At 56.3% G+C, this 19467-nt stretch carries 19 protein-coding genes; 7 read left to right on the top strand and 12 right to left on the bottom strand.

Annotation, left to right across the window (positions count from 1 at the left end):
• Positions 1–41 precede the first annotated feature (41 nt).
• From MIM_RS14980 to MIM_RS14960, 5 genes are read right to left on the bottom strand one after another with little or no spacing between them, the layout of a single operon-like run.
• Complete coding sequence (locus tag MIM_RS14980) at positions 42–344, bottom strand: formate dehydrogenase subunit delta (protein ID WP_025373573.1); 303 nt, start codon at positions 342–344, stop codon at positions 42–44.
• A gap of 26 nt (positions 345–370) precedes the next feature.
• Entirely contained in the window at positions 371–1318 is a 948-nt protein-coding gene (locus MIM_RS14975) for a formate dehydrogenase accessory sulfurtransferase FdhD (RefSeq protein ID WP_025373572.1), read from the bottom strand.
• Positions 1319–1336: 18 nt separating this feature from the next.
• The gene (gene fdhF, locus MIM_RS14970) at positions 1337–4210 is read right to left on the bottom strand and encodes a formate dehydrogenase subunit alpha (RefSeq protein ID WP_025373571.1); all 2874 of its coding nucleotides are present in this window, start codon (positions 4208–4210) and stop codon (positions 1337–1339) included.
• Between the two features lie 46 nt (positions 4211–4256).
• Complete coding sequence (locus MIM_RS14965; RefSeq protein ID WP_025373570.1) at positions 4257–5816, bottom strand: formate dehydrogenase beta subunit; 1560 nt, start codon at positions 5814–5816, stop codon at positions 4257–4259.
• Entirely contained in the window at positions 5813–6364 is a 552-nt protein-coding gene (locus MIM_RS14960) for a formate dehydrogenase subunit gamma (protein ID WP_025373569.1), read from the bottom strand. Before MIM_RS14960 ends, MIM_RS14965 begins: the two co-directional genes overlap by 4 nt.
• A 198-nt stretch (positions 6365–6562) precedes the next feature.
• Between MIM_RS14960 and MIM_RS14955 the strand changes: the two genes are divergently transcribed.
• The 3 genes from MIM_RS14955 to mobA are packed head-to-tail and all read left to right on the top strand — an operon-like array spanning position 6563 to position 9367.
• On the top strand, positions 6563–7642 hold the full coding sequence (locus MIM_RS14955; protein WP_025373568.1) for a substrate-binding domain-containing protein: 1080 nt from the start codon (positions 6563–6565) through the stop codon (positions 7640–7642).
• Entirely contained in the window at positions 7635–8741 is a 1107-nt protein-coding gene (gene moaA, locus MIM_RS14950) for a GTP 3',8-cyclase MoaA (protein WP_025373567.1), read from the top strand. The genes MIM_RS14955 and moaA overlap by 8 nt, the downstream gene beginning before the upstream one ends.
• A 2-nt stretch (positions 8742–8743) precedes the next feature.
• A complete protein-coding gene (mobA, locus tag MIM_RS14945; protein WP_025373566.1) occupies positions 8744–9367 on the top strand; it encodes a molybdenum cofactor guanylyltransferase MobA in 624 nt (207 codons plus the stop codon).
• Positions 9368–9387: 20 nt separating this feature from the next.
• Here mobA and MIM_RS14940 read toward each other — a convergent pair whose 3' ends face one another.
• The 5 genes from MIM_RS14940 to moaC are packed head-to-tail and all read right to left on the bottom strand — an operon-like array spanning position 9388 to position 12431.
• Complete coding sequence (locus MIM_RS14940) at positions 9388–10596, bottom strand: molybdopterin molybdotransferase MoeA (protein ID WP_025373565.1); 1209 nt, start codon at positions 10594–10596, stop codon at positions 9388–9390.
• Positions 10597–10645: 49 nt separating this feature from the next.
• Entirely contained in the window at positions 10646–11170 is a 525-nt protein-coding gene (locus MIM_RS14935) for a molybdenum cofactor synthesis domain-containing protein (protein WP_025373564.1), read from the bottom strand.
• Positions 11167–11670, bottom strand: a complete 504-nt coding sequence (locus MIM_RS14930) for a molybdenum cofactor biosynthesis protein MoaE (protein WP_025373563.1) — start codon at positions 11668–11670, stop codon at positions 11167–11169. The genes MIM_RS14935 and MIM_RS14930 overlap by 4 nt, the downstream gene beginning before the upstream one ends.
• 1 nt (position 11671) lies before the next feature.
• Positions 11672–11911: a molybdopterin converting factor subunit 1 gene (moaD, locus tag MIM_RS14925; protein ID WP_144084654.1), complete on the bottom strand. Its 240-nt coding sequence runs from the start codon at positions 11909–11911 to the stop codon at positions 11672–11674.
• Positions 11904–12431 (bottom strand): cyclic pyranopterin monophosphate synthase MoaC, encoded by a 528-nt coding sequence (gene moaC / locus MIM_RS14920; RefSeq protein ID WP_025373561.1) that lies wholly within the window; start codon positions 12429–12431, stop codon positions 11904–11906. The genes moaD and moaC overlap by 8 nt, the downstream gene beginning before the upstream one ends.
• Positions 12432–12703: 272 nt before the next feature.
• Between moaC and MIM_RS14915 the strand changes: the two genes are divergently transcribed.
• The 4 genes from MIM_RS14915 to MIM_RS14900 all read left to right on the top strand — a co-directional run bounded on the left by MIM_RS14915 (position 12704) and on the right by MIM_RS14900 (position 17345).
• Positions 12704–13207 (top strand): peroxiredoxin, encoded by a 504-nt coding sequence (locus MIM_RS14915; RefSeq protein ID WP_025373560.1) that lies wholly within the window; start codon positions 12704–12706, stop codon positions 13205–13207.
• Between the two features lie 188 nt (positions 13208–13395).
• Positions 13396–14916 carry an MFS transporter gene (locus tag MIM_RS14910; protein ID WP_025373559.1) on the top strand — a complete coding sequence of 507 codons (1521 nt, stop codon included), beginning with the start codon at positions 13396–13398 and terminating at the stop codon, positions 14914–14916.
• Positions 14917–15073: 157 nt separating this feature from the next.
• Entirely contained in the window at positions 15074–15844 is a 771-nt protein-coding gene (locus MIM_RS14905) for a FadR/GntR family transcriptional regulator (RefSeq protein ID WP_025373558.1), read from the top strand.
• Between the two features lie 94 nt (positions 15845–15938).
• Positions 15939–17345, top strand: a complete 1407-nt coding sequence (locus tag MIM_RS14900) for an FAD-binding oxidoreductase (RefSeq protein WP_025373557.1) — start codon at positions 15939–15941, stop codon at positions 17343–17345.
• 69 nt (positions 17346–17414) lie between these two features.
• On the opposite strand, the gene MIM_RS14895 is transcribed toward MIM_RS14900, so the two are convergent.
• Positions 17415–18278, bottom strand: coding sequence for an EamA family transporter (locus MIM_RS14895; RefSeq protein ID WP_025373556.1), 864 nt, complete (start codon positions 18276–18278; stop codon positions 17415–17417).
• 62 nt (positions 18279–18340) lie between these two features.
• A complete protein-coding gene (bioB, locus tag MIM_RS14890) occupies positions 18341–19399 on the bottom strand; it encodes a biotin synthase BioB (RefSeq protein WP_025373555.1) in 1059 nt (352 codons plus the stop codon).
• Positions 19400–19467: the final 68 nt, after the last annotated feature.

Below are 19467 nucleotides of genomic sequence, written 5' to 3'. Positions count from 1 at the left end.
GTGTCTCCTTGGATTATGGATTATGTAGGGCCGTGATGGCCTTATGGTGCAACGGGTGTAGCTGATGGCGTGGTTGGTTCTGCTGGTTTGAGGTCTGCCTTGTGGTTATTGATGGCTTCCAGCGCGAACGCTGAAAGGGCTATTTCTCCGTCCTGCCCGTCCGGATGCTGTTCCAGAAAATCGAGCAGGGCGGTACGCATGCGTGGTTCCCAGAACTTGCGGATATGCTGGTAGACGCTTTGCAGGCCTTCCTCTTTATCGGGCAGGGCTTCGAAAAAACTGGCGATCTGGTTTGCCATTTTGATGAGCATTGCAGTTGTATTGAATACATGTGGAGAGGTCATGGTCTTTTACCTTTATCCGATAATAATTAAAAGCGTTGTGGATGTGCGTAGATGGTGGCCTGCTGACCGCGCGTAAAGCCCAGCAGCGTGATGCCGGTTTCTTCGGCCAGCGCAATTGCTGCCGAAGTGGGTGCCGAGACCGCCGCCAGTACCGGACAGCCTGCCATTGCAGCTTTCTGTACCATCTCAAAGCTGGCGCGACTCGATACCAATAGTGCGCCCTGGCCGATGGGTTGGCTGTTGCGCAGCAGGGCACCGATGGTTTTGTCCAGTGCGTTATGACGGCCTACGTCTTCCCTGATGAAAGACGGGCTCTGGCTGCCGGCAGCCACCCAGGCGGCGGCATGGGTAGCGCCGGTTTCCTGGTGCAGCGCTTGTTGCGCGCGCAGCGCGTCCATGGCCTGGAGCAGTTGTACCAGCGTCATGCCTGCTGGTTTGGCGTGCAGGTCATGATGTTGCGCGGGAGGTTCATTGACCGATAGGTAGGCGTTGCCGGTGCGACTGGGGGGCGCCACCGGTGGTAGTCTGCGCACCGCGGCCAGCGTTTCAACGCCGCAAAGGCCGCAGGCGGTGCGGCCGGCCATTTGCCGGCGTCGCTCTTTGAGAAACTGCATGCATGCGGGGCTGATCTGGACATGCATAATGATGCCCAGCGCTGTGCGTTCCTGTTCGATATCACGAATGTCATCGGACGAGCGCACAATGCCTTCAGTCAGGCAAAAACCCCAGACAAAATCTTCCAGATCGTCCGGGGTGGCCAGCATGACAGCATGATTGATTTCATTGAATTCAACAGCTACCGGTGTTTCAACCGCAACCGCATCGTTCTCGGTTTGTGATTGCAGAATCCCATCGCGCACGCGGTTGACGCGCAGGTGACGGCTGCGCTCTACAGCTGCGGACAGTGCAGCCGGCTCAGCCAGAGCACTGCCCTTTAAGGCGGCCGTTGAATCAGGGATGACGACCTTATCCATCAAGAAGAAATCCTGTCGTTAGCTGGTTACCGATGTTTCATCCATCGTGACACGATTTTTCAGAAGTGCGCGCTGTTCACGATTGAATTCGGACCATTTGTTCTGCCAGGCCGATGGCTGCGTGACGCGGGTAACCTGTACTGCAGTGACCTTGTACTCAGGGCAATTGGTGGCCCAGTCCGAGTTATCGGTGGTGACCACGTTCGCACCGGATTCAGGGAAGTGGAAGGTGGTGTAAACCACGCCCGGCTGAACCCGTGTTGTGACGTCGGCCCGCAATACCGTTTCACCGGCACGGCTCTGGATGCCGACCCAGTCGCCCTGGCTGATACCGCGATCCTCGGCGTCAACCGGGTGAATTTCCAGCACGTCTTCGGAATGCCATGCCACATTCGGCGTTCTACGCGTTTGCGCACCCACGTTGTATTGCGACAGAATCCGTCCGGTTGTAAAGAGCAATGGAAATTTACGCGTGCTTCTTTCGTCCGTTGGAATGTACTTGGTAATCATGAACTTGCCTTTGCCGCGTACGAATTCGTCAATGTGCATGATCGGTGTGCCTTCCGGCGCTTCTTCATTGCAGGGCCACTGCACACTACCCATTTTTGTGATGAGATCGAACGAGACTCCGGTAAAGGTAGGCGTCAGTGCCGCGATTTCGTCCATGATTTCGGATGGGTGGGTGTAGTTCATCGGATAGCCCAGCGCATTGGACAGGGCGCAGGTGATTTCCCAGTCTGCCATGCCGCTGGCCGGTTCCATGACCTTGCGCACCCGTGAAATACGTCGTTCTGCGTTGGTAAACGTGCCGTCTTTTTCCAGGAAGGTTGAGCCAGGCAGGAAGACATGCGCGTACTTGGCGGTTTCATTCAGGAAAATATCCTGGATCACCACGCACTCCATGGCAGACAGTGATGCGGCCACATGCTGGGTGTCCGGATCCGATTGCACAATGTCTTCACCCTGGCAGTACAGTCCCTTGAACGTGCCTTCCAGCGCGGCATCGAACATATTCGGGATGCGCAGGCCGGGTTCGGGCTGCAATGTGACATTCCAGGCTTGTTCAAATTCGTGACGGGTGACGTTATCGGAAATATGGCGATAGCCAGGCAGCTCGTGCGGGAATGAACCCATGTCGCAGGAACCCTGTACGTTATTCTGCCCGCGCAGTGGATTGACCCCTACGCCTTCACGGCCGATATTGCCGGTGGCCATGGCCAGGTTAGCGATCGCCATCACGGTGGTGGAGCCCTGGCTGTGCTCTGTTACGCCCAGTCCATAATAGATGGAGCCGTTGCCGCCGGTGGCGAACAGTCGGGCTGCGCCACGAATTTGCTCGGCCGGCACGCCGGTTTCTTCCTGCATGGCTTCTGGTGAATTTTCCGGCAGGCTGACAAAATCCAGCCATTCCTTGAACGCCTTTTCTTCACAACGTTCGCGGACAAAATCCAGGTCGATCAGATTCTCGGTTGCGATCACGTGAGACAAGGCTGACAGCAGCGCGACGTTGGTGCCCGGACGCACCTGCAGATGGTAATCGGCACGAATGTGTGGTGAGCTGACCAGTTCGGTCTGGCGCGGATCAATAACGATCAGGCGCGCGCCCTGACGCAGGCGTTTTTTCAGGCGTGATGCGAAAACCGGGTGAGCGGCGCTTGGGTTTGCACCCATGACGATCACCACATCGGTGAACATGACCGAATCAAATGTCTGCGTACCGGCGGATTCGCCCAGTGTTGTCTTCAGGCCATAGCCGGTAGGTGAGTGACAGACGCGGGCGCAGGTGTCCACGTTATTGGTATTGAAGGCGGCGCGCACCAGTTTTTGCACCAGCCAGGTTTCTTCATTGGTACAGCGCGATGAGGTGATGCCGCCTACGGAATCACGTCCATACTTGCTCTGCAGGCGCTTGAATTCGCTGGCCGCATAACCAATGGCTTCGTCCCACGATACTTCGGTCCATGGGTCGGAGATACTTTTGCGAATCATGGGTTTGGTAATGCGTTCCTTGTGGGTTGCGTAGCTCCAGGCAAAACGCCCCTTGACGCAGGAGTGACCACGGTTGGCCTGGCCGTCTTTCCAGGGCGTCATGCGAACCACGGTCTCGCCTTTCATTTCGGCCTTGAACCCACAACCCACCCCGCAATAGGCGCAGGTGGTGATGACAGCATGATCGGCCTGACCCAGTTCGATAATGCTTTTGTCTTCCAGTGTTGCGGTTGGGCAGGCCTGCACGCAGGCGCCGCAGGACACGCATTCACTGTCCATGAACGACTGACTCTGGCCGGGAGAAACGCGTGAGGCAAATCCTTTACCGGAAATGGTCAGGGCAAAGGTTCCCTGCGTTTCTTCGCAGGCGCGGACGCAGCGGTTGCAGACAATGCATTTGCTCGGATCATAAGTGAAATACGGATTGGATTCATCCTTCTGGTCTTTCAGGTGGTTGGCGCCTTCGTAGCCATAGCGTACGTTGCGCAGGCCAACCACACCTGCCATATCCTGCAGCTCGCAGTCACCATTGGACGGGCAGGTCAGGCAATCCAGGGGGTGATCGGAAATATACAATTCCATGACGCCGCGTCGCAGCTGATGCAGCTTGGGTGTTTCGGTGCGGATTACCATACCTTCTTCTACCGGGGTGGTACAGGAGGCCGGGTAACCGCGACGGCCTTCGATTTCGACCAGGCACAAGCGGCATGAGCCGAAGGCTTCGATGCTGTCGGTGGCGCACAGTTTGGGGATGTTCACGCCATTGAGCGCCGCAGCGCGCATGACCGATGTGCCTTCAGGCACTGAGATGTCGTAACCGTCAATGGTGACGGAAACCAGTTTGTCGGAAATGCTCTCGGGTGTACCCAGATCGATATCACGTTTGACGACGGTTTCTAACATTTGGCTCTCCTTGCCGGTTGCGGCAGCGGATAATTATTGTTTTGGTTTATGAATGTTCGGTTTCTGTGCTCGCTTCAATGCCAAAATCGGCAGGGAAGTGCTGCAGGGCGGACAGGACAGGGTAGGGAGTCATGCCGCCCAGGGCGCATAGCGAGCCGCCCAGCATGGTATCGCACAAATCGCGCAGCAGTTCTACATTTTCCTGACGATTTTCGTTGGCGCTGATGCGGTCTATCACTTCGGTGCCGCGAGTGGAGCCGATACGACAGGGCGTGCATTTTCCACAGGACTCGACCGCACAGAACTCCATGGCGTAACGGGCCAGCTCATTCATTTTGGCCGTATCATCGAACGCGACAATCCCACCGTGACCGATCATGGCCGACACTTTCATGTAGGCTTCGTAATCCATCGGCACATCCCATTGCGATTCCGGCAGGTATGCGCCCAGCGGGCCGCCAACCTGTACCGCTTTGATGGGTCGACCGCTGGCACTACCGCCGCCATAATCATAAAGCAGTTCGCGCAGGGTCAGGCCAAAGGCTTTTTCTACTAAGCCGCCGTGGCGCAGATTGCCCGCCAGCTGAAACGGCAGCGTGCCTTTGGAGCGGCCCATGCCGAAGTTGGCATACGCCTGGCCGCCGTTGGCGAGAATGTACGGAACCGATGCCAGCGAAATCACATTATTGATGACCGTGGGTTTGCCGAAAAGGCCCTTGATGGCCGGCAGCGGCGGTTTGGCGCGCACCAGACCACGCTTGCCTTCGAGCGAATCCAGCAGCGAGGTTTCTTCGCCGCAGATATAGGCGCCGGCGCCCTTGCGGACTTCAAGAAAAAAGGACTTATCGCTGCCCTGGATGTTTTCTCCCAGCCAGTTGGCAAGCGTTGCTGCACCGATGGCACGGTTTAACGCGGCAATCGCATGCGGGTATTCTGAACGAATGTAAATGTATCCCTGAGTAGCACCGGTTGCCAGCCCGGCGATGGTCATGCCTTCGATCAGGCACAAGGGATCCCCTTCCATCAGCATGCGATCGGAGAAGGTGCCGGAGTCGCCTTCGTCGGCATTGCAAACAATATATTTCTGCTGCGCGGGCGTACCCAGAACGGTTTTCCATTTGATGCCGGTAGGGAACGCCGCACCGCCCCGGCCGCGCAGACCGGAATCGGTCACTTCCTGCACGATATCGGCAGGCACCATGGTGAGGGCTTTGGCCAGCCCTGCAAACCCGTCGTGAGCCATATAGTCTTTGACCGACAGCGGATCGGTAATGCCAACCCGCGCAAAGGTCAGGCGCTCCTGGTTTTTCAGGAACGGTATTTCTTCGGTGAGGCCATGCGATAACGCGTGCTGGCCGCCATGCAGAAAATCGGCATCGAACAGGGACGCGACGTCGCCCGGTTTGACCGGACCGTAAGCCACGCGGCCACTGTCTGTTTGCACTTCGATCATGGGTTCCAGCCATAACAATCCGCGGGAGCCGTTACGCACCACGGTAATATCCAGGTTGCGCTGTTCGGCTTCCTTGCGAATGGCTGTTACCACACGTTCTGCGCCGGCGGCAATCGCGGCTGCATCAGCGGGAATGAAGATTCGAATAGTCATACAGAGACAGCCTCCGTGTGTTCACGATACAACTCATCAAACGATTCCGGTGTGACGTGCGCACAGGGTTCACCGTTGATCATAATGTTGGGCGACTGGGCACACAACCCCAGGCAATAAACCGCGTCAACTGACACCTGGCCATCGGCACTGGTGCTATTCATGTCACAGCCGGTAGCCTGACGGATATGGGCTTCAAGCCTGGCCGAGCCCATGGCCTGACAGGATTCGGCGCGACACACTTCAATGTGTACGGCCCCTTTGGGGGTGGTGTGAAAATGAGGGTAAAAGGTGATGACGCCATGCACTTCGGCACGCGATAAATTCAACGCCTGGCCAATTTGATCAATGCATTCCGGAGGAATAAAACCCAGCGTGTCCTGGATGTCATGCAACACCGGCATGAGTGCTCCGGGCAGGTTGCCCAGTTTGACCAGACTGGCTGACACGGCACGCGAATGAGGCGTTTCTGGTGTCAATGGAATCATTTTTCGGATCTTGTTGTCGACCGACTGAATGAAAGGTGAGGAAATGCCCGTTTTGGACATGGCTGTCTCCGATACGTGTTGGATCTAATTTATATGCAACCAGAATCATAATAAAATGCTGCAGCACCGCAAAGTATTTTATATTCAATTCCCAATTGACAAATATGCTTATAGGCTCAATAGTAGCTACTTCAGATATATTTTCAATATGAAATTAATAACACATATAATGGTGAGGAAACGCCAGAGGGAGATTGCATTATGTACCCGTTTTCGATCAGGATAAACCCTGAGTGGACCATCGATACCCAGGAAGGTAAAACCCTGTCGCTTTCCATGCTGCTGGGCTTGCTGGCTGAAATTGATGTGAGTGGCAATATCGTGGCAGCCAGCGAAACCTGTGGACATTCCTATCGTCATGCCTGGGGCGTGTTGCGGCAGTTTGAGGAGGTTTTCGGTGTGCCGCTGCTTATTACCAAGCGGCGTAAGGGAACGGAGCTATCCGAATTTGCCCGACGGCTGGTGTGGGCTAATCGCCGCATTCAGGCGCGGCTGTCGCCCACCCTGGAAAGCCTGGCCTCCGAATCACAGGAAGAACTGGAAAAACTCATTCCGGAGCACACGCCGAATGTGCGTCTGCATGCCAGTCATGGCTTTGCCGTGGAAGGGCTGACCCAGCGTATGAATTCGCCGCAGCCTCTTCTGGAGCTGCGCTATCGTACGGCGATCGAAGCGCTGGCGGCGCTGGAGCAGAACGAATGTGAACTGGCGGGGTTTCAGGTGCCTATCGGCAAGTTCGAAAAACCGATACTGGATCGTTACTCGCCCTGGCTCAATAGCGACACGCATTTGCTGATTCATCTGGCCGTACGCAATACCGGGCTTTTCGTCAAACCGGGCAATCCAAAGCAAATCCAGTCGGTCCGCGATCTGGCACGTGATGACGTTCGATTTGTGAATCGTCAGCCAGGCTCAAGTACGCGTTTTCTGATAGGACTGATGCTGCAGGAAGAGAACATCCAGACATCTGCAGTGAGTGGTTTTGAAGACAGCGAGTTCACGCATATGGCCATTGCGGCCCATATTGCAAGTGGCATGGCCGATGTGGGCATTGGTGTGCAGACGGCTGCCCACCGTTTTGGCCTGGATTTTATTCCGCTGGTGCGCGAGCGCTATTTTTTCGCACTCCATCGTAATAATTTGCAGCAGATTAACGTGGAAAAATTCATCCATTTTATGCGCAGTCAGGATTACCAGCAATTTCTCGGGCAACTGGTAGGGTATGATGCAACTGAGGCTGGGAAAATCCAGACATTAGACGAAGCCTTTAATGACTAATATTATTCCAATAACCGATATCCGAAAAAGGGCAGAAAGGCCCTTGCCGCAGGCGGACTATATACCCGGCAGGCCCGTCGTAGACCAGTTGGGCCGCGCCCTGCGTGACTTGCGTATCTCAATTACAGACAAGTGCAATTTTCGGTGTTCTTACTGTATGCCGCGCGACCAGTTTGGCAGCGACCACGTATTTCTGCCGCATAGTCAGATTCTGTCGTTTGAAGAAATTACCCGCATGGCGCGTTTGTTTGCGCAACTGGGCGTTAATAAATTGCGTATTACCGGCGGCGAACCGCTGCTGCGCAAGGAAATGACCCGCCTGATTGCCATGCTGGCGCAGATCAGGGATCTTGAAGATAAGCCACTGGACATCGCGCTGACCACCAATGGCACGCTGTTGCAGCGTATGGCCGTACCCTTGCGTGATGCGGGGCTGGAGCGAATTACCGTCAGTCTGGACGCGCTGGATCCTGATTTGTTCCGCCAGATGAGTGATACCAAAATTCATGTGGATCAGGTGCTGGCCGGTATCGACGCCGCACAGCAGGCAGGCATTGCACCGATCAAGATCAATATGGTGGTGAAAAAAGGTGTGAATGAACACCAGATCGTGCCAATGGCTGAGTATTTCCGTCATAGCGGTCATATTCTACGGTTTATTGAATTTATGGATGTGGGCGTGACCAACCACTGGGATATGACAGATGTGGTTGGTGGCCGGGAAATCCTGCAACAGTTGCAGAGCCGATTCGAACTGGAACCGGTGCATGCCAACTATCCGGGGGAAGTGGCCAGACGCTGGCGTTACAAAGATGGCGGCGGAGAGGTGGGTCTGATCACAAGTGTGACTCATGCATTCTGTGGCGACTGTACCCGATTGCGTATGTCGCCTGAGGGTAAATTGTTCACCTGTCTGTTCGCCGATCAGGGTTTTGACTTGCGTGCCTTATTGCGTTCAGCGGCAACCGATCATGAGATTGCCTGTACGCTGGCCGGTATCTGGACCGGCAGGGCAGACCGCTACTCCGAATTGCGTGATCAGATAAGCGGTACAAGTGGTACGAAGAAAAAAATAGAAATGAGCTATATCGGAGGCTGAGCATGACCGCCATATCGCAGCCGGCACAGCTTGCGCCCCGGGAGGTGACGGCATTGATACTGGCCGGCGGCCAGGGCCGACGCCTGGGTGGGGTGGATAAAGGACTGGTCCAGCTCCACGATCATCCTCTGGTTGAATATGTACTAAGGGCGTTGCAGCCGCATGTTGCCCATGTGCTGATCAGCGCCAACCAGCATCAGGAACAGTACCGCCAATACGGTCAGGTCGTGGCGGATCCGCCGGAGTTCGATGGCAGCCAGGGTCCGCTGGCAGGTCTGCTTGCGGCCGCGCCTCATGTTACGACGCCGTGGCTGGTGGCGGCCGGTTGCGATATGCCGGCCTTGCCGAATGATTATGTGACACACCTGTATGCGACGCTGATCGCCCAGGGCGGGCAGATTGCCTTTGCCCATGCGGGCGCGCGTGATCATTCCATCTGTTTGCTATTGCATACCCATACGCTGGCGACCCTGAGGGCTTACCTGCAAGGCGGTCGTCGCGCAGTGCTGCCCTGGCTGGAATCACAGCAGGCGGTGCGTGTGATATTCGATCATGCGCAGGCCTTTCTGAACGTTAATACGCCAGAGGAACTGGCCCTTGCCCAGGCCAGCGTAACGCCACTCTGACGGTGCCTGAGCGGGCCAGGTTAGCGAATCCAGTCTTCCTTGAGGTAGACCCATACCCGGTCACCGCCGGTGTATTTTTGCACGGCCGGTACACGGGCAAAGGCATTGGCCCAGGGCAGGGAAGAGCTTATGCCGGATCCCTGACGTTCATAGGGTTCAGCCATCAGCAGCCCGGTTTCCGTATCCTGCGTGATGCGAACACGCAGAAATTCATCACGGGTTTCATTAAAAACCTTGTCTGTTTTCAGGGTAGCCTGGATACGTAGCGGCAGACATTGGCTGCGTCCCTGTAGCTTGCGAATCAGAGGCGAGACCAGTACCGCCAGCACGGTATAAGCGGAAACCGGGTTGCCAGGCAGGCAGATCACCGGTACATTGTTCACGCTGGACAAGGCCACCGGTTTTCCCGGCTTCATTTTCACGCGCCAGAAATCCAGGCTGGCCCCCAGTGCTTCGAGCGCCGGCTTGACCAGATCCTTTTCCCCTACCGATACGCCGCCTACGCTGATAACCAGATCGCAGTCGGCAAACAGTGTGTTCAATGCTTCGCGGGTCGCATCCAGATCATCCATGGCATGCAGGGCGTGTTTAACCTGAGCGCCCATTGTCTGAAACAGGGCGGTCAGCATGGGGGCGTTGGAATTGAAAATTTGTGAGGATTCCCGGGGCTGTCCCACAGGTACCAGTTCGTCACCGGTTGTCAGAATACCGACTTTGAGCTGACGGTATACACTCAGTGTGGCAATGCCCTGGGTGGCGATAAGGTTGATTTCAGCCGCGCCCAGTAGTGTGCCCTGCTCAAGGATAACGCTGCCGGCGCGCGTATCTTCGCCCTGGCGGCGGATGTTCTGGCCCAGAGTCGGGGCCTCGGAGATGGTGACCTGCCCATCCTCTTCCTTGCAGACTTCCTGAATGACGACGGTATCGGCACCGTCGGGGATCAGGCTGCCGGTAAAAATACGGGAAACGGTTCCCGGTTCTTGCGGCTGTGGTGCCTGTCCGGCAAAGACGCGCTGTTGCACGGGCAGGGTCGCGCCCGGCACATAATCCTGCAGGCGCAACGCGTAACCGTCCATGGAGCTGTTGTCTGCAGACGGCATGTCCAGTGTGGCCACCACGTCCTGTGCCAGCACGCGTCCGAGTGCTTGTTGCAGGCTGACGGTTTCCACGGCAATCGCGGCGATAGGCAGATCCAGCAGCCGCTGCTGCGCGGTATCAAAATCAAGCATAGTGGTGTTTCCTGTGATCTTGTCTCAAATAAATAATGGCGCTTGCGATTTAATCACGCTTGGCATAAGCCGATGCGAAATTGCAGGGCTGGTGATGGCTGTCGAATTGCTCGCGCAGAATTTTTTCCCAGCCCAGGCGGCAGGCATCGGTCGAGCCCGGCAGACAGAAAATCAGCGTGTTGTTGGCTTTGCCACCCAGCGCGTTCGATTGCAGGCCCGACGAGCCGATGTCGGCAAACGAATAGGCGCGGAACAATTCTCCAAAACCGGCGATTTGTGTATCGAGCAACGGTGTAACGGCTGCCAGTGTGGCATTCTTGTCGCGCATGCCGGTACCGCCATTGGTAATAATGGCGTGGATGTTTTCGTCCAGAATCCAGTCTGACAGCTGCTTGCGGATGGCGTAGCGATTGTCCGGGCAAATGGCCCGCCCGGCTACGTGGTGACCACTTTGGCCAACGGCGTCGGCCAGATAGCGGCCCGAACTGTCGTTTTCCGGTAGCCGGGTATCGTGGATGGTCAGAATGGCAATCTGTAGTGCGACTTTGCTGTCTTTTTCGGTAAGCGACTTCATTGATGTTGTTCCTGCTCAGGTGAATCTGCTTGCGTGGTAGCTTGTGGTTCGGTCCATTTCTGCAGGCGTTGCTGGTCGCTGCCGCGCGCCTGTACCCAGAATGCCTTGCCATCGGCCAGCGTTTCCCGCTTCCAGAACGGCGCCCGGGTTTTGAGTGCGTCCATGATGAACTCGCAGGCGGCAAACGCTTCACCGCGATGGGCGCTGGCAACACCCACAAAGACAATTTGTTGCTGGCGTGACAGGGCGCCTACCCGATGCACGATGGTGCTTTGGACAATATCCCAGCGCTGCGCGGCCTGCTGTGCAATATCGGCCAGTTCCTGCTCGCACATGCCCGGGTAGTGTTCAAGAAAGAGTTCCTGTGTTTGTTGCGATGCCGAGTAATCGCGCACGTAGCCCACGAAAGAGGCGACGGCGCCGGCCTGACCGTCACTGCGTTCATGCAGGTCGCGAATCAGTTGTCCGGCATCGAAATCGGCGTGCTGCACAGCAATCATATCAACCTCCGGTTACGGGTTCGAAGATCGCCACTTCATCGCGATCCTGAATGAGCGTGTCGGCCTGGGCGTGTTTTTTGTTGATGGCTACTTTGAGTACGCTCACATCTGCGAGTGCCGGGTAGGCTTCGTGCAATTGTGCCAGCCAGGCGGTGACGGTGACCGGAGCGGGCAGCGCCAATTGTTCTGTACGCTTGCCGGTGAGTTCGGCAATGCGGGCGAAATAAAGCACATTAATCACAACGCCATTCTCCACTTTTACCACCCGATTTATATTCAAGCCGGGTATCTTCAATAATAATGCCTTTGTCGGCCGCCTTGCACATGTCATAAATGGTGAGTGCCGCAATCGTACAGGCGGTGAGTGCCTCCATTTCGACGCCGGTTTTATAGTCACTGCGACAGGTTGCGCGGATGGTCACGCATTGTGTCTGGTCATCCAGGGAAAAATCAATGCCTGCGAACGTTAGCGGCAGGCTATGGCACATGGGAATCAGCTCAGCGCAGCGCTTGGCGGCCAGTACACCGGCAACGCGGGCCGTATTGAGTACTTCGCCCTTGCTGTTATCTGCGGCGTTCAGGGCGGTATAGGAGCGTGGTGTCATGCGCACCACGCTGCGCGCAATGGCAGTGCGTGCTGTGGTGGTCTTGTCCAGGACGTCGACCATGCGCACCTGGCCAGCCTCATCCAGATGGCTGAGCGCAGATGCGGCGGACGTGGCCTGGGCCGGGAGGTCGGAATCGACGGGTGTTTTTTTCATGCGCAACAGGCGGTTCGGGACCGCGAAAATAAAATGGAACAGGCGCCCGGCTCGGGATTGGGATGCAGCCCGTTCCCAGCGAGAGCGCGATATCTGATAACTATACCTTTATTTACACTTCTTGTGAAAAACGCCACCTGCCGGCGTAGGTATTTATGTCATGTGCGCATGTTATGGTATGCACGTTGCAGGGGTGGGGGAATTGGCCTTTGCTACGGAGCCAGGTGTTACACTAACTGCACTCGCATTTGCTTAATCAGACAGGAGTCAATATGACAATCAGCATTGGAGATCGGGTACCCGACGGTACTCTCACAGAGTTCATTGAAAACGCAGAAGATGGCCAGAGCGCCGGCCCGCAGGCCTTCAAGGTTTCTGAGCTGGTCAAAGGTAAGAAAATTGTGCTTTTTGCCGTACCTGGCGCTTTCACCCCGACCTGCACGAACAAGCACGTAGTCGATTTCATTCGTGATGCCGAGCAGATCAAGGCTAAAGGCGTGGACGAAATCTGGTGTGTGGCCGTTAACGATGCGTTCGTGATGGGCGCCTGGGGTCGTGATACAGGCGCAACCGGCATTATCCGTCTGCTGGCCGATGGCGCTGCCATCTGGACTACAGCGCTGGGTCTGGAAATGGACCTGATCGCTCGCGGCCTGGGTATCCGTTCTCGTCGTTATTCCGCCATTCTGGAAGATGGCGTAGTCACGCAGCTGAATGTCGAAGAGGGTGGCGAATACAAAATCAGCGGCACCCAGACGATTCTTTCCCAACTATAAATCCAACCCGACCGACGCTGCAGCCTGCGCCGGTCGTTAGCAAGTTTGTCGTTAGTAAGTTTGTCACTCAGCCTGTATTGCTGCGTTGATCGCAGAGCCGTCGGCCCGGCTTGAACCGGCCGGCTGCAGGCAGTGATTTTTTATTGCATTTGTTGTTTTTTTTCGTCCGTCTTTCTCGTCGGTTCAGAATGATCAGCCTTTTTCTGTCTTTTTTCTCTTTGTATCTTGCGACATTGCTGATGTCTCTCGGTACGGGTCTGTACAACACTTTCATCGCGTTGCACCTGACCGATGAAGGGGTTAGCCAGGTCTGGATCGGCTTGCTGATTGCTGCGTTCTACACGGGCCAGGTACTGGGCGCGCGCTTCGGACATAAACTGGTGCAGCGCGTGGGGCATATCCGCGCTTACGCCATTTCAGCTGCAATGGTGACGGTGCTGGTGCTGGCGCAGACCATCACGCCGCTGTTGCCGGTTTGGGTATTTCTGCGATTTCTGACCGGCGCCACCATGGTGACGCAGTACATGGTGCTGGAAAGCTGGCTGAATGATCAGGCCGACCAGAAACAGCGCGGCAGTGTTTTCGCCTTTTATATGGTCATGTCGGGCATGGGGCTGGTGCTGGGCCAGATGACCGTGTCGTTTTTCTCACCCGAAGATCTGACCACACTCAATGTGGTTGCGATGTCGATGGCGCTGTGCCTGATCCCGGTGGCCATTACGCGACGCAGCCATCCCGCCCTGCAGGTGCATGCGCCAATCAAGCTCAAAGTATTCATTCGACTGGTGCCGATGTCCATGTTCGTGCTCTTCATCGCGGGCAGTATCACCGGTTCCTTTTACGGTCTGGGACCGGTTTATGCCAGTAAAGAGGGGATGGATACCGATCAGGTGGCGGTGTTTCTGTCGGTCTCGGTGATGGCCGGACTGCTGTCGCAATGGCCGATGGGCTGGTTGTCCGATCGCATTTATCGCCTGAACATGATTCGCTTCAACGCGCTTTTGCTGGGGGTGCTGACCATCCCGCTGTATGGCTACTGGCATTTGCCATATCCGGTGATGCTGGTGATGGTGGCGATCTTCGGTGTCCTGCAGTTTACGATTTATCCTCTGGCTACCGCCTTTGCCAATGAGCACGTTGACCCGTCGCTGCGCGTTGGCTTAAGTGGTGTGTTACTGATGACGTACGGCGTAGGCGCCAGTCTTGGACCGTTGCTGGTAGGTAAGCTGATGGACATTGGCGGCGCACACATGTTCTATATTTATACTTCGCTGGCAGCCTTCTCGCTGGTCATCTTTGTGCGCAAAGAAAAAGTCAAGGGCACCTACAAGGTGGATCCGGAGCCCTTTGTGCCCATGTCAGTCAGCGTACCTGCCTCGCCTGTGGCGACTGCGCTGGATCCGCGTGTGGATGAAGCGATTGATATTTCATCTGACGAGCAGGCCATGGAAAAAGTGCTGGATATTATTCAGGCCGGCGACCCGATTACTGAACTGAACCTGCCGCAACGAACCGATACGGATCACTCCGTGGCTGATGAGGATCTTGCCATGGCAGGAGAGGAAATGGCCGCAGAAGATATGGCAGCAGACGACGGGGCCGAGGAAGGGACTTCGGGCGAAGGCGCCGCCAACGAAGACGCAACGGATGAAGGTACGGAAAAGGGCTCAACTGCTGCCCGGCCTCCGACGGCGCCACGGCAAAACTAACCGTCGTTGTATTTATTTCGCCTAAGTTGACAATAGGTTTGGGTAGCGACGGTTGTTGATGCTTCTACTGAGCCAGGCATTCGTCTAAAAAATTTTCCTCTCAGTCCGAAAATTCTTCAAAAGTTATCAGATAACCTGATATATTTGCGTTATGCAAATGATCACCTCTACACTGACCGATCGCGTCGCAGATGCGCTGATGCAGCGTATCGCTGACGGTGTCTATCCTGTGGGCACGAAACTTCCCTCGGGTAAGCTGCTGGCTGGCGAGTTTTCCGTAAGCGCAGCGGTCATCCGCGAGGCTACGGAACGCCTGCGAACCAAAGGGCTGGTGCGTACCCGGCAGGGTGCCGGTTGCATGGTGCTCAGCCGTGATATCAATGAGGGGTTTCTGCTGCCTGTGCCAGATAGGGTGGATCGCGATGCCTTGCGCCATATCTACGAGTTGCGCTTTGAAATCGAGGGTGCGGCGGCGGCACTGGCTGCCGTGCGGGCCACGGCCGAAGACTTGCGCGAGATGCAGCATATTCTGCGCTCGCTGGAAAAAAGCCTGCATCAGCCAGAAGAGGCGCTGGAGTGGGATGTCGGGTTTCACCAGGCGATTGCCCAGGCAACGCATAACCCACATTATCGCGACCTGCTGGCTTACCTGGGGCGGCAGTGGCGCCAAAGTGTGCATGCTGCCCGCGTTCATACGCTGCAGACGGAGCAGGCATTGCAGACGCAGCAAAGCGCACAGCCGGGCGAGCGCGAGCTGGCCGCGAGCCCATTGTCCAGGCAGGTGCATGCCGAGCATGAGCGCGTGCTGGAGGCCATTCTTCAGCACGATCCGGAGCTGGCCCGCAGCCAGGCCCAGGCGCACTTACGCAAGGCGAGTGAACGGCTGGGGCTGGATACCAGTGCATTTATACACCAGTCAAACAGTTAGGGCACACCGAATCAGAAATGGTTTATTTTCGTCATCATACTGACTGCAACGTAAGCATTTGTCGCAGTTGGCTTGAACACTATTAGGAAAGACAATGCAGGAATTTCTTGAAAAATTGCAGGCTGCGCTGGGGCCGGATGTTGTGCAGACCGAGGCTGCCGATATCGAACCTTGGTTGAGCGACTGGCGCGGCGTCTATAAAGGCCAGGCGCAGGCGGTGGTGCGTCCGGTGTCTACCGAGCAGGTTGCGCAATGCATGCGGCTATGCAGTCAGTACAAAGTGCCGGTGGTGACGCGTGGCGGCAATACCGGGCTTTGCGGCGCAGCCACGCCCGATGCGCGTCCCGACAATATCATTCTGTCGCTGGATCGCATGAACCAGATCCGTTCCATCGATACCATCGCCAATACGCTGGTCGCCGATGCCGGCTGCATTCTGGGAAATTTGCGCCGCGCAGCGCAGGAGCAGGATCGCCTGCTGCCGCTGAGCCTGGCGGCTGAAGATTCATCGCAGATTGGCGGCAACGTTGCCACCAATGCCGGCGGCGTCAATGTCGTTCGTTACGGCATGGCCCGTGAGCTCGTATTGGGGATCGAAGCCGTATTGCCTGATGGCGAAATATTCAATGGCCTGCAAACCCTGCGCAAGGATAATACCGGCTATGACCTGAAGCAGTTGCTTATCGGTTCCGAGGGTACGCTGGGCGTGATCACCGGCGTCGCGCTCAGGCTGCATGCCCCGACCCATGTTCGGAGTGTGGTGCTGGCTGCGGTTGAGTCCGAGCAGCAGGCGCTGGAACTGTTTCGCCTGGTGTTTGGCGCCTGCGGCCCACGCTTGCAGGCCTTTGAGTTTTTTACCGATGCCTGCCTGGATCTGGTATTAACCCACGTCGAAGGCGTGCAACTGCCATTTGGCGATCGTCACCCGGCTTATGTATTAATCGAACTGGCCGATACGGCCAATGAAGAGGCATTGACCCAGTTGCTGGAAGAAGTCATCGGCCAGGCGCTGGAGCAGGAACTGTGTGTGGATGCTGCGGTGTCAGCCTCGTTGGCGCAATTGCAGGCGCTGTGGCGTTTGCGTGAGGAAATTTCCGAGGCGCAGCGTGCCGACGGCCCGCATCTGAAGCACGATATTTCACTACCCATAGAGCAGATTCCGGCCTTTGTGAAAACGGCAGAAGTGCAGTTACGCAAGGTCAGTCCCGATTGCCGGTTGTTTATTTTCGGCCATTTTGGCGATGGGAACTTGCATTACAACGTGTCGCGTCCGGCCGGCGCCGATAAGAGCTGGGCTGCTGAATGGGAAATCCGGATCGCCGATGCGGTATTCGAAGAGGTCATGGCGTACGGCGGCAGCATTAGTGCAGAACACGGTATCGGACAACTGAAGCGCCATGCCTTTTTGCATCATAAAGACCCATTGCAATTGAAATTGATGCGGCAGATCAAGCAGGTGTTTGATCCCGATGGCATCATGAACCCCGGCAAAGTACTGTAAGGGGGGCAGGCATCTCGCCAGGCAACCGGCCCGGCGGCGCTTCCTGCCCAGGGGGGCGTTGCCTGGCCGTCAACCGCTGATGACTGTCCAGTAGTACAGCGTAAGTACCGCGACAATTGCAAGTGCAATACCCAGCAGATTGATACGGCTGATTTTCTCGCGAAACAGAATGGCGCCCACGATGGTGCCCAGGCTGATCACGCCGATATTCATGACCGTGAACACCAGTGTTGGATTTTCATGGAAGGTCTGGTGAGCACGGATATAAAAAAGAATGTTGCAGAAATTGAGCAGACCCAGCAGGAGCCCGCCCAGGATGCTGCGAGCGTTCCATTGAGTGCGGCGTATCAGCAGATAAGCAAACATAATGACGCCGGCAAGCACAAATGACACGAACAATCCGATGGAAAAGGCCGTGCCGGTTTTGGCGATCTGTTTGAACAGCATATCCACCACACCGTAACCCAGCCAGATCAGAAACAGGTATAGCGCACCTTGACGCACGCTGGCGCCAGCGGCGACATCTGCCGGTTTCCATAACAGGCAGAACAGAGCGGCAAACGCCAGCGCCAGGCTCAGGCCGCGATTGACCGAGAGGGCTTCGCCAAACAGGACGAACGAAGCCAGCACGGTCAGAAACAGGGACAACCGCTGTGCGGCATCAGCCCGGACAATACCGGCATATTCCACGCCACGTGACATGATCATAAACAGTACCGGCAAAATAATGCCCAGTATGGCGAACAGCAGCCATGGCAATGGGTGGCCGGCTGTGGGGGTCAGCGAGGGGGCAAGCAGGAACCAGGTAAGGCCGCAGGCCATGACGTAATTGAAAGCGATGGCCTGGCGGATATCAATACCCTGACGGCGAGCGACCTTGAGCAGCACCGAGACGGCAACACTGCAAAGAATACTGAGAATGAGGTAGGTCATATTTCAATTGTTAATGAAGGGTTGATATCGGATTTAATAAAGTGGTGTCGTGATCGGCCTGTTCAGGATGTCGCCACAGCGTGGCTGGTGCAGGCGCATGAACCGGCAGCAGCGTTAGCGGTGGTGGCTGTTTGCTCATCTTGCTGATACTGGCCTACCGGTTTAAGGTCAAGACGCTGAAACAATGCCTGGTCGGCCTGCAGTTGCGGATTGCCGGTAGTGAGCAGTTTTTCACCGTAGAACATGGAATTGGCGCCGGCCATAAAGCACAGTGCCTGCAGGCTGTCCGGCATGGCTTCGCGCCCGGCGGACAGGCGTACGAATGTCCGGGGCATGGTAATGCGCGCTACCGCAATGGTACGCACGAACTCGAACGGGTCGATCTCTTCATTGTCGGCCAGAGGGGTGCCCTGTACTTTGACCAGATTGTTGATCGGGACAGATTCCGGATAAGGGTTCATATTGGCCAGCTGGGCGATCAGCCCGGCGCGTTCGCGACGCGATTCACCCAGACCGACAATGCCGCCGCAACATACGTGAATGCCGGCATCACGCACACGCTCCAGTGTATCAAGGCGATCCTGATAGGTACGGGTAGTAATGATTTGTCCGTAAAATTCGGGCGAGGTATCCAGATTGTGGTTGTAATAGTCCAGCCCGGCCTGCTTCAGTTGCTCAGCCTGGCCATCACGCAGCATACCCAGTGTGACACAGGTTTCAAGCCCCAGCGCCTTGACGGCCCGGATCATGTCGGCAACGGCATCCACCTGATGTGGTTTGGGATTGCGCCAGGCGGCTCCCATGCAGAAGCGCTGCGCACCCGCGGCTTTCGCCTGCGTTGCCGCCTGCACCACCTCGTCCAGCGGCATGAGTTTTTCACGCTCTACAGAGGTATCGTAGCGGGAAGACTGCGGGCAATAGGAACAGTCCTCGGGGCAACCGCCTGTCTTGATCGAGAGCAGGCTGGACAGTTGCACGGCATTGGCTTCGTGATGTTCGCGATGCACCTGCTGGGCGCGGAACAGCAGATCCATGAAGGGTAATTGGTATAGATCCAGAATGGACCTGACTGTCCAGGTGGCTGCGGGTTCATGGTCTGGGTGCAATGAAAGGGTATCCATGCTTACGTTCCTTGTTGTTTAGATAGTGTCTTCCCGCAAGGCTGATACGGGCAGATCAATGAGACGAT

The sequence above is a fragment of the Advenella mimigardefordensis DPN7 genome (genome assembly GCF_000521505.1).
Taxonomy (GTDB): Bacteria; Pseudomonadota; Gammaproteobacteria; order Burkholderiales; family Burkholderiaceae_B; genus Advenella; species Advenella mimigardefordensis.
This window is presented reverse-complemented; position numbering and strand designations above follow the sequence as displayed.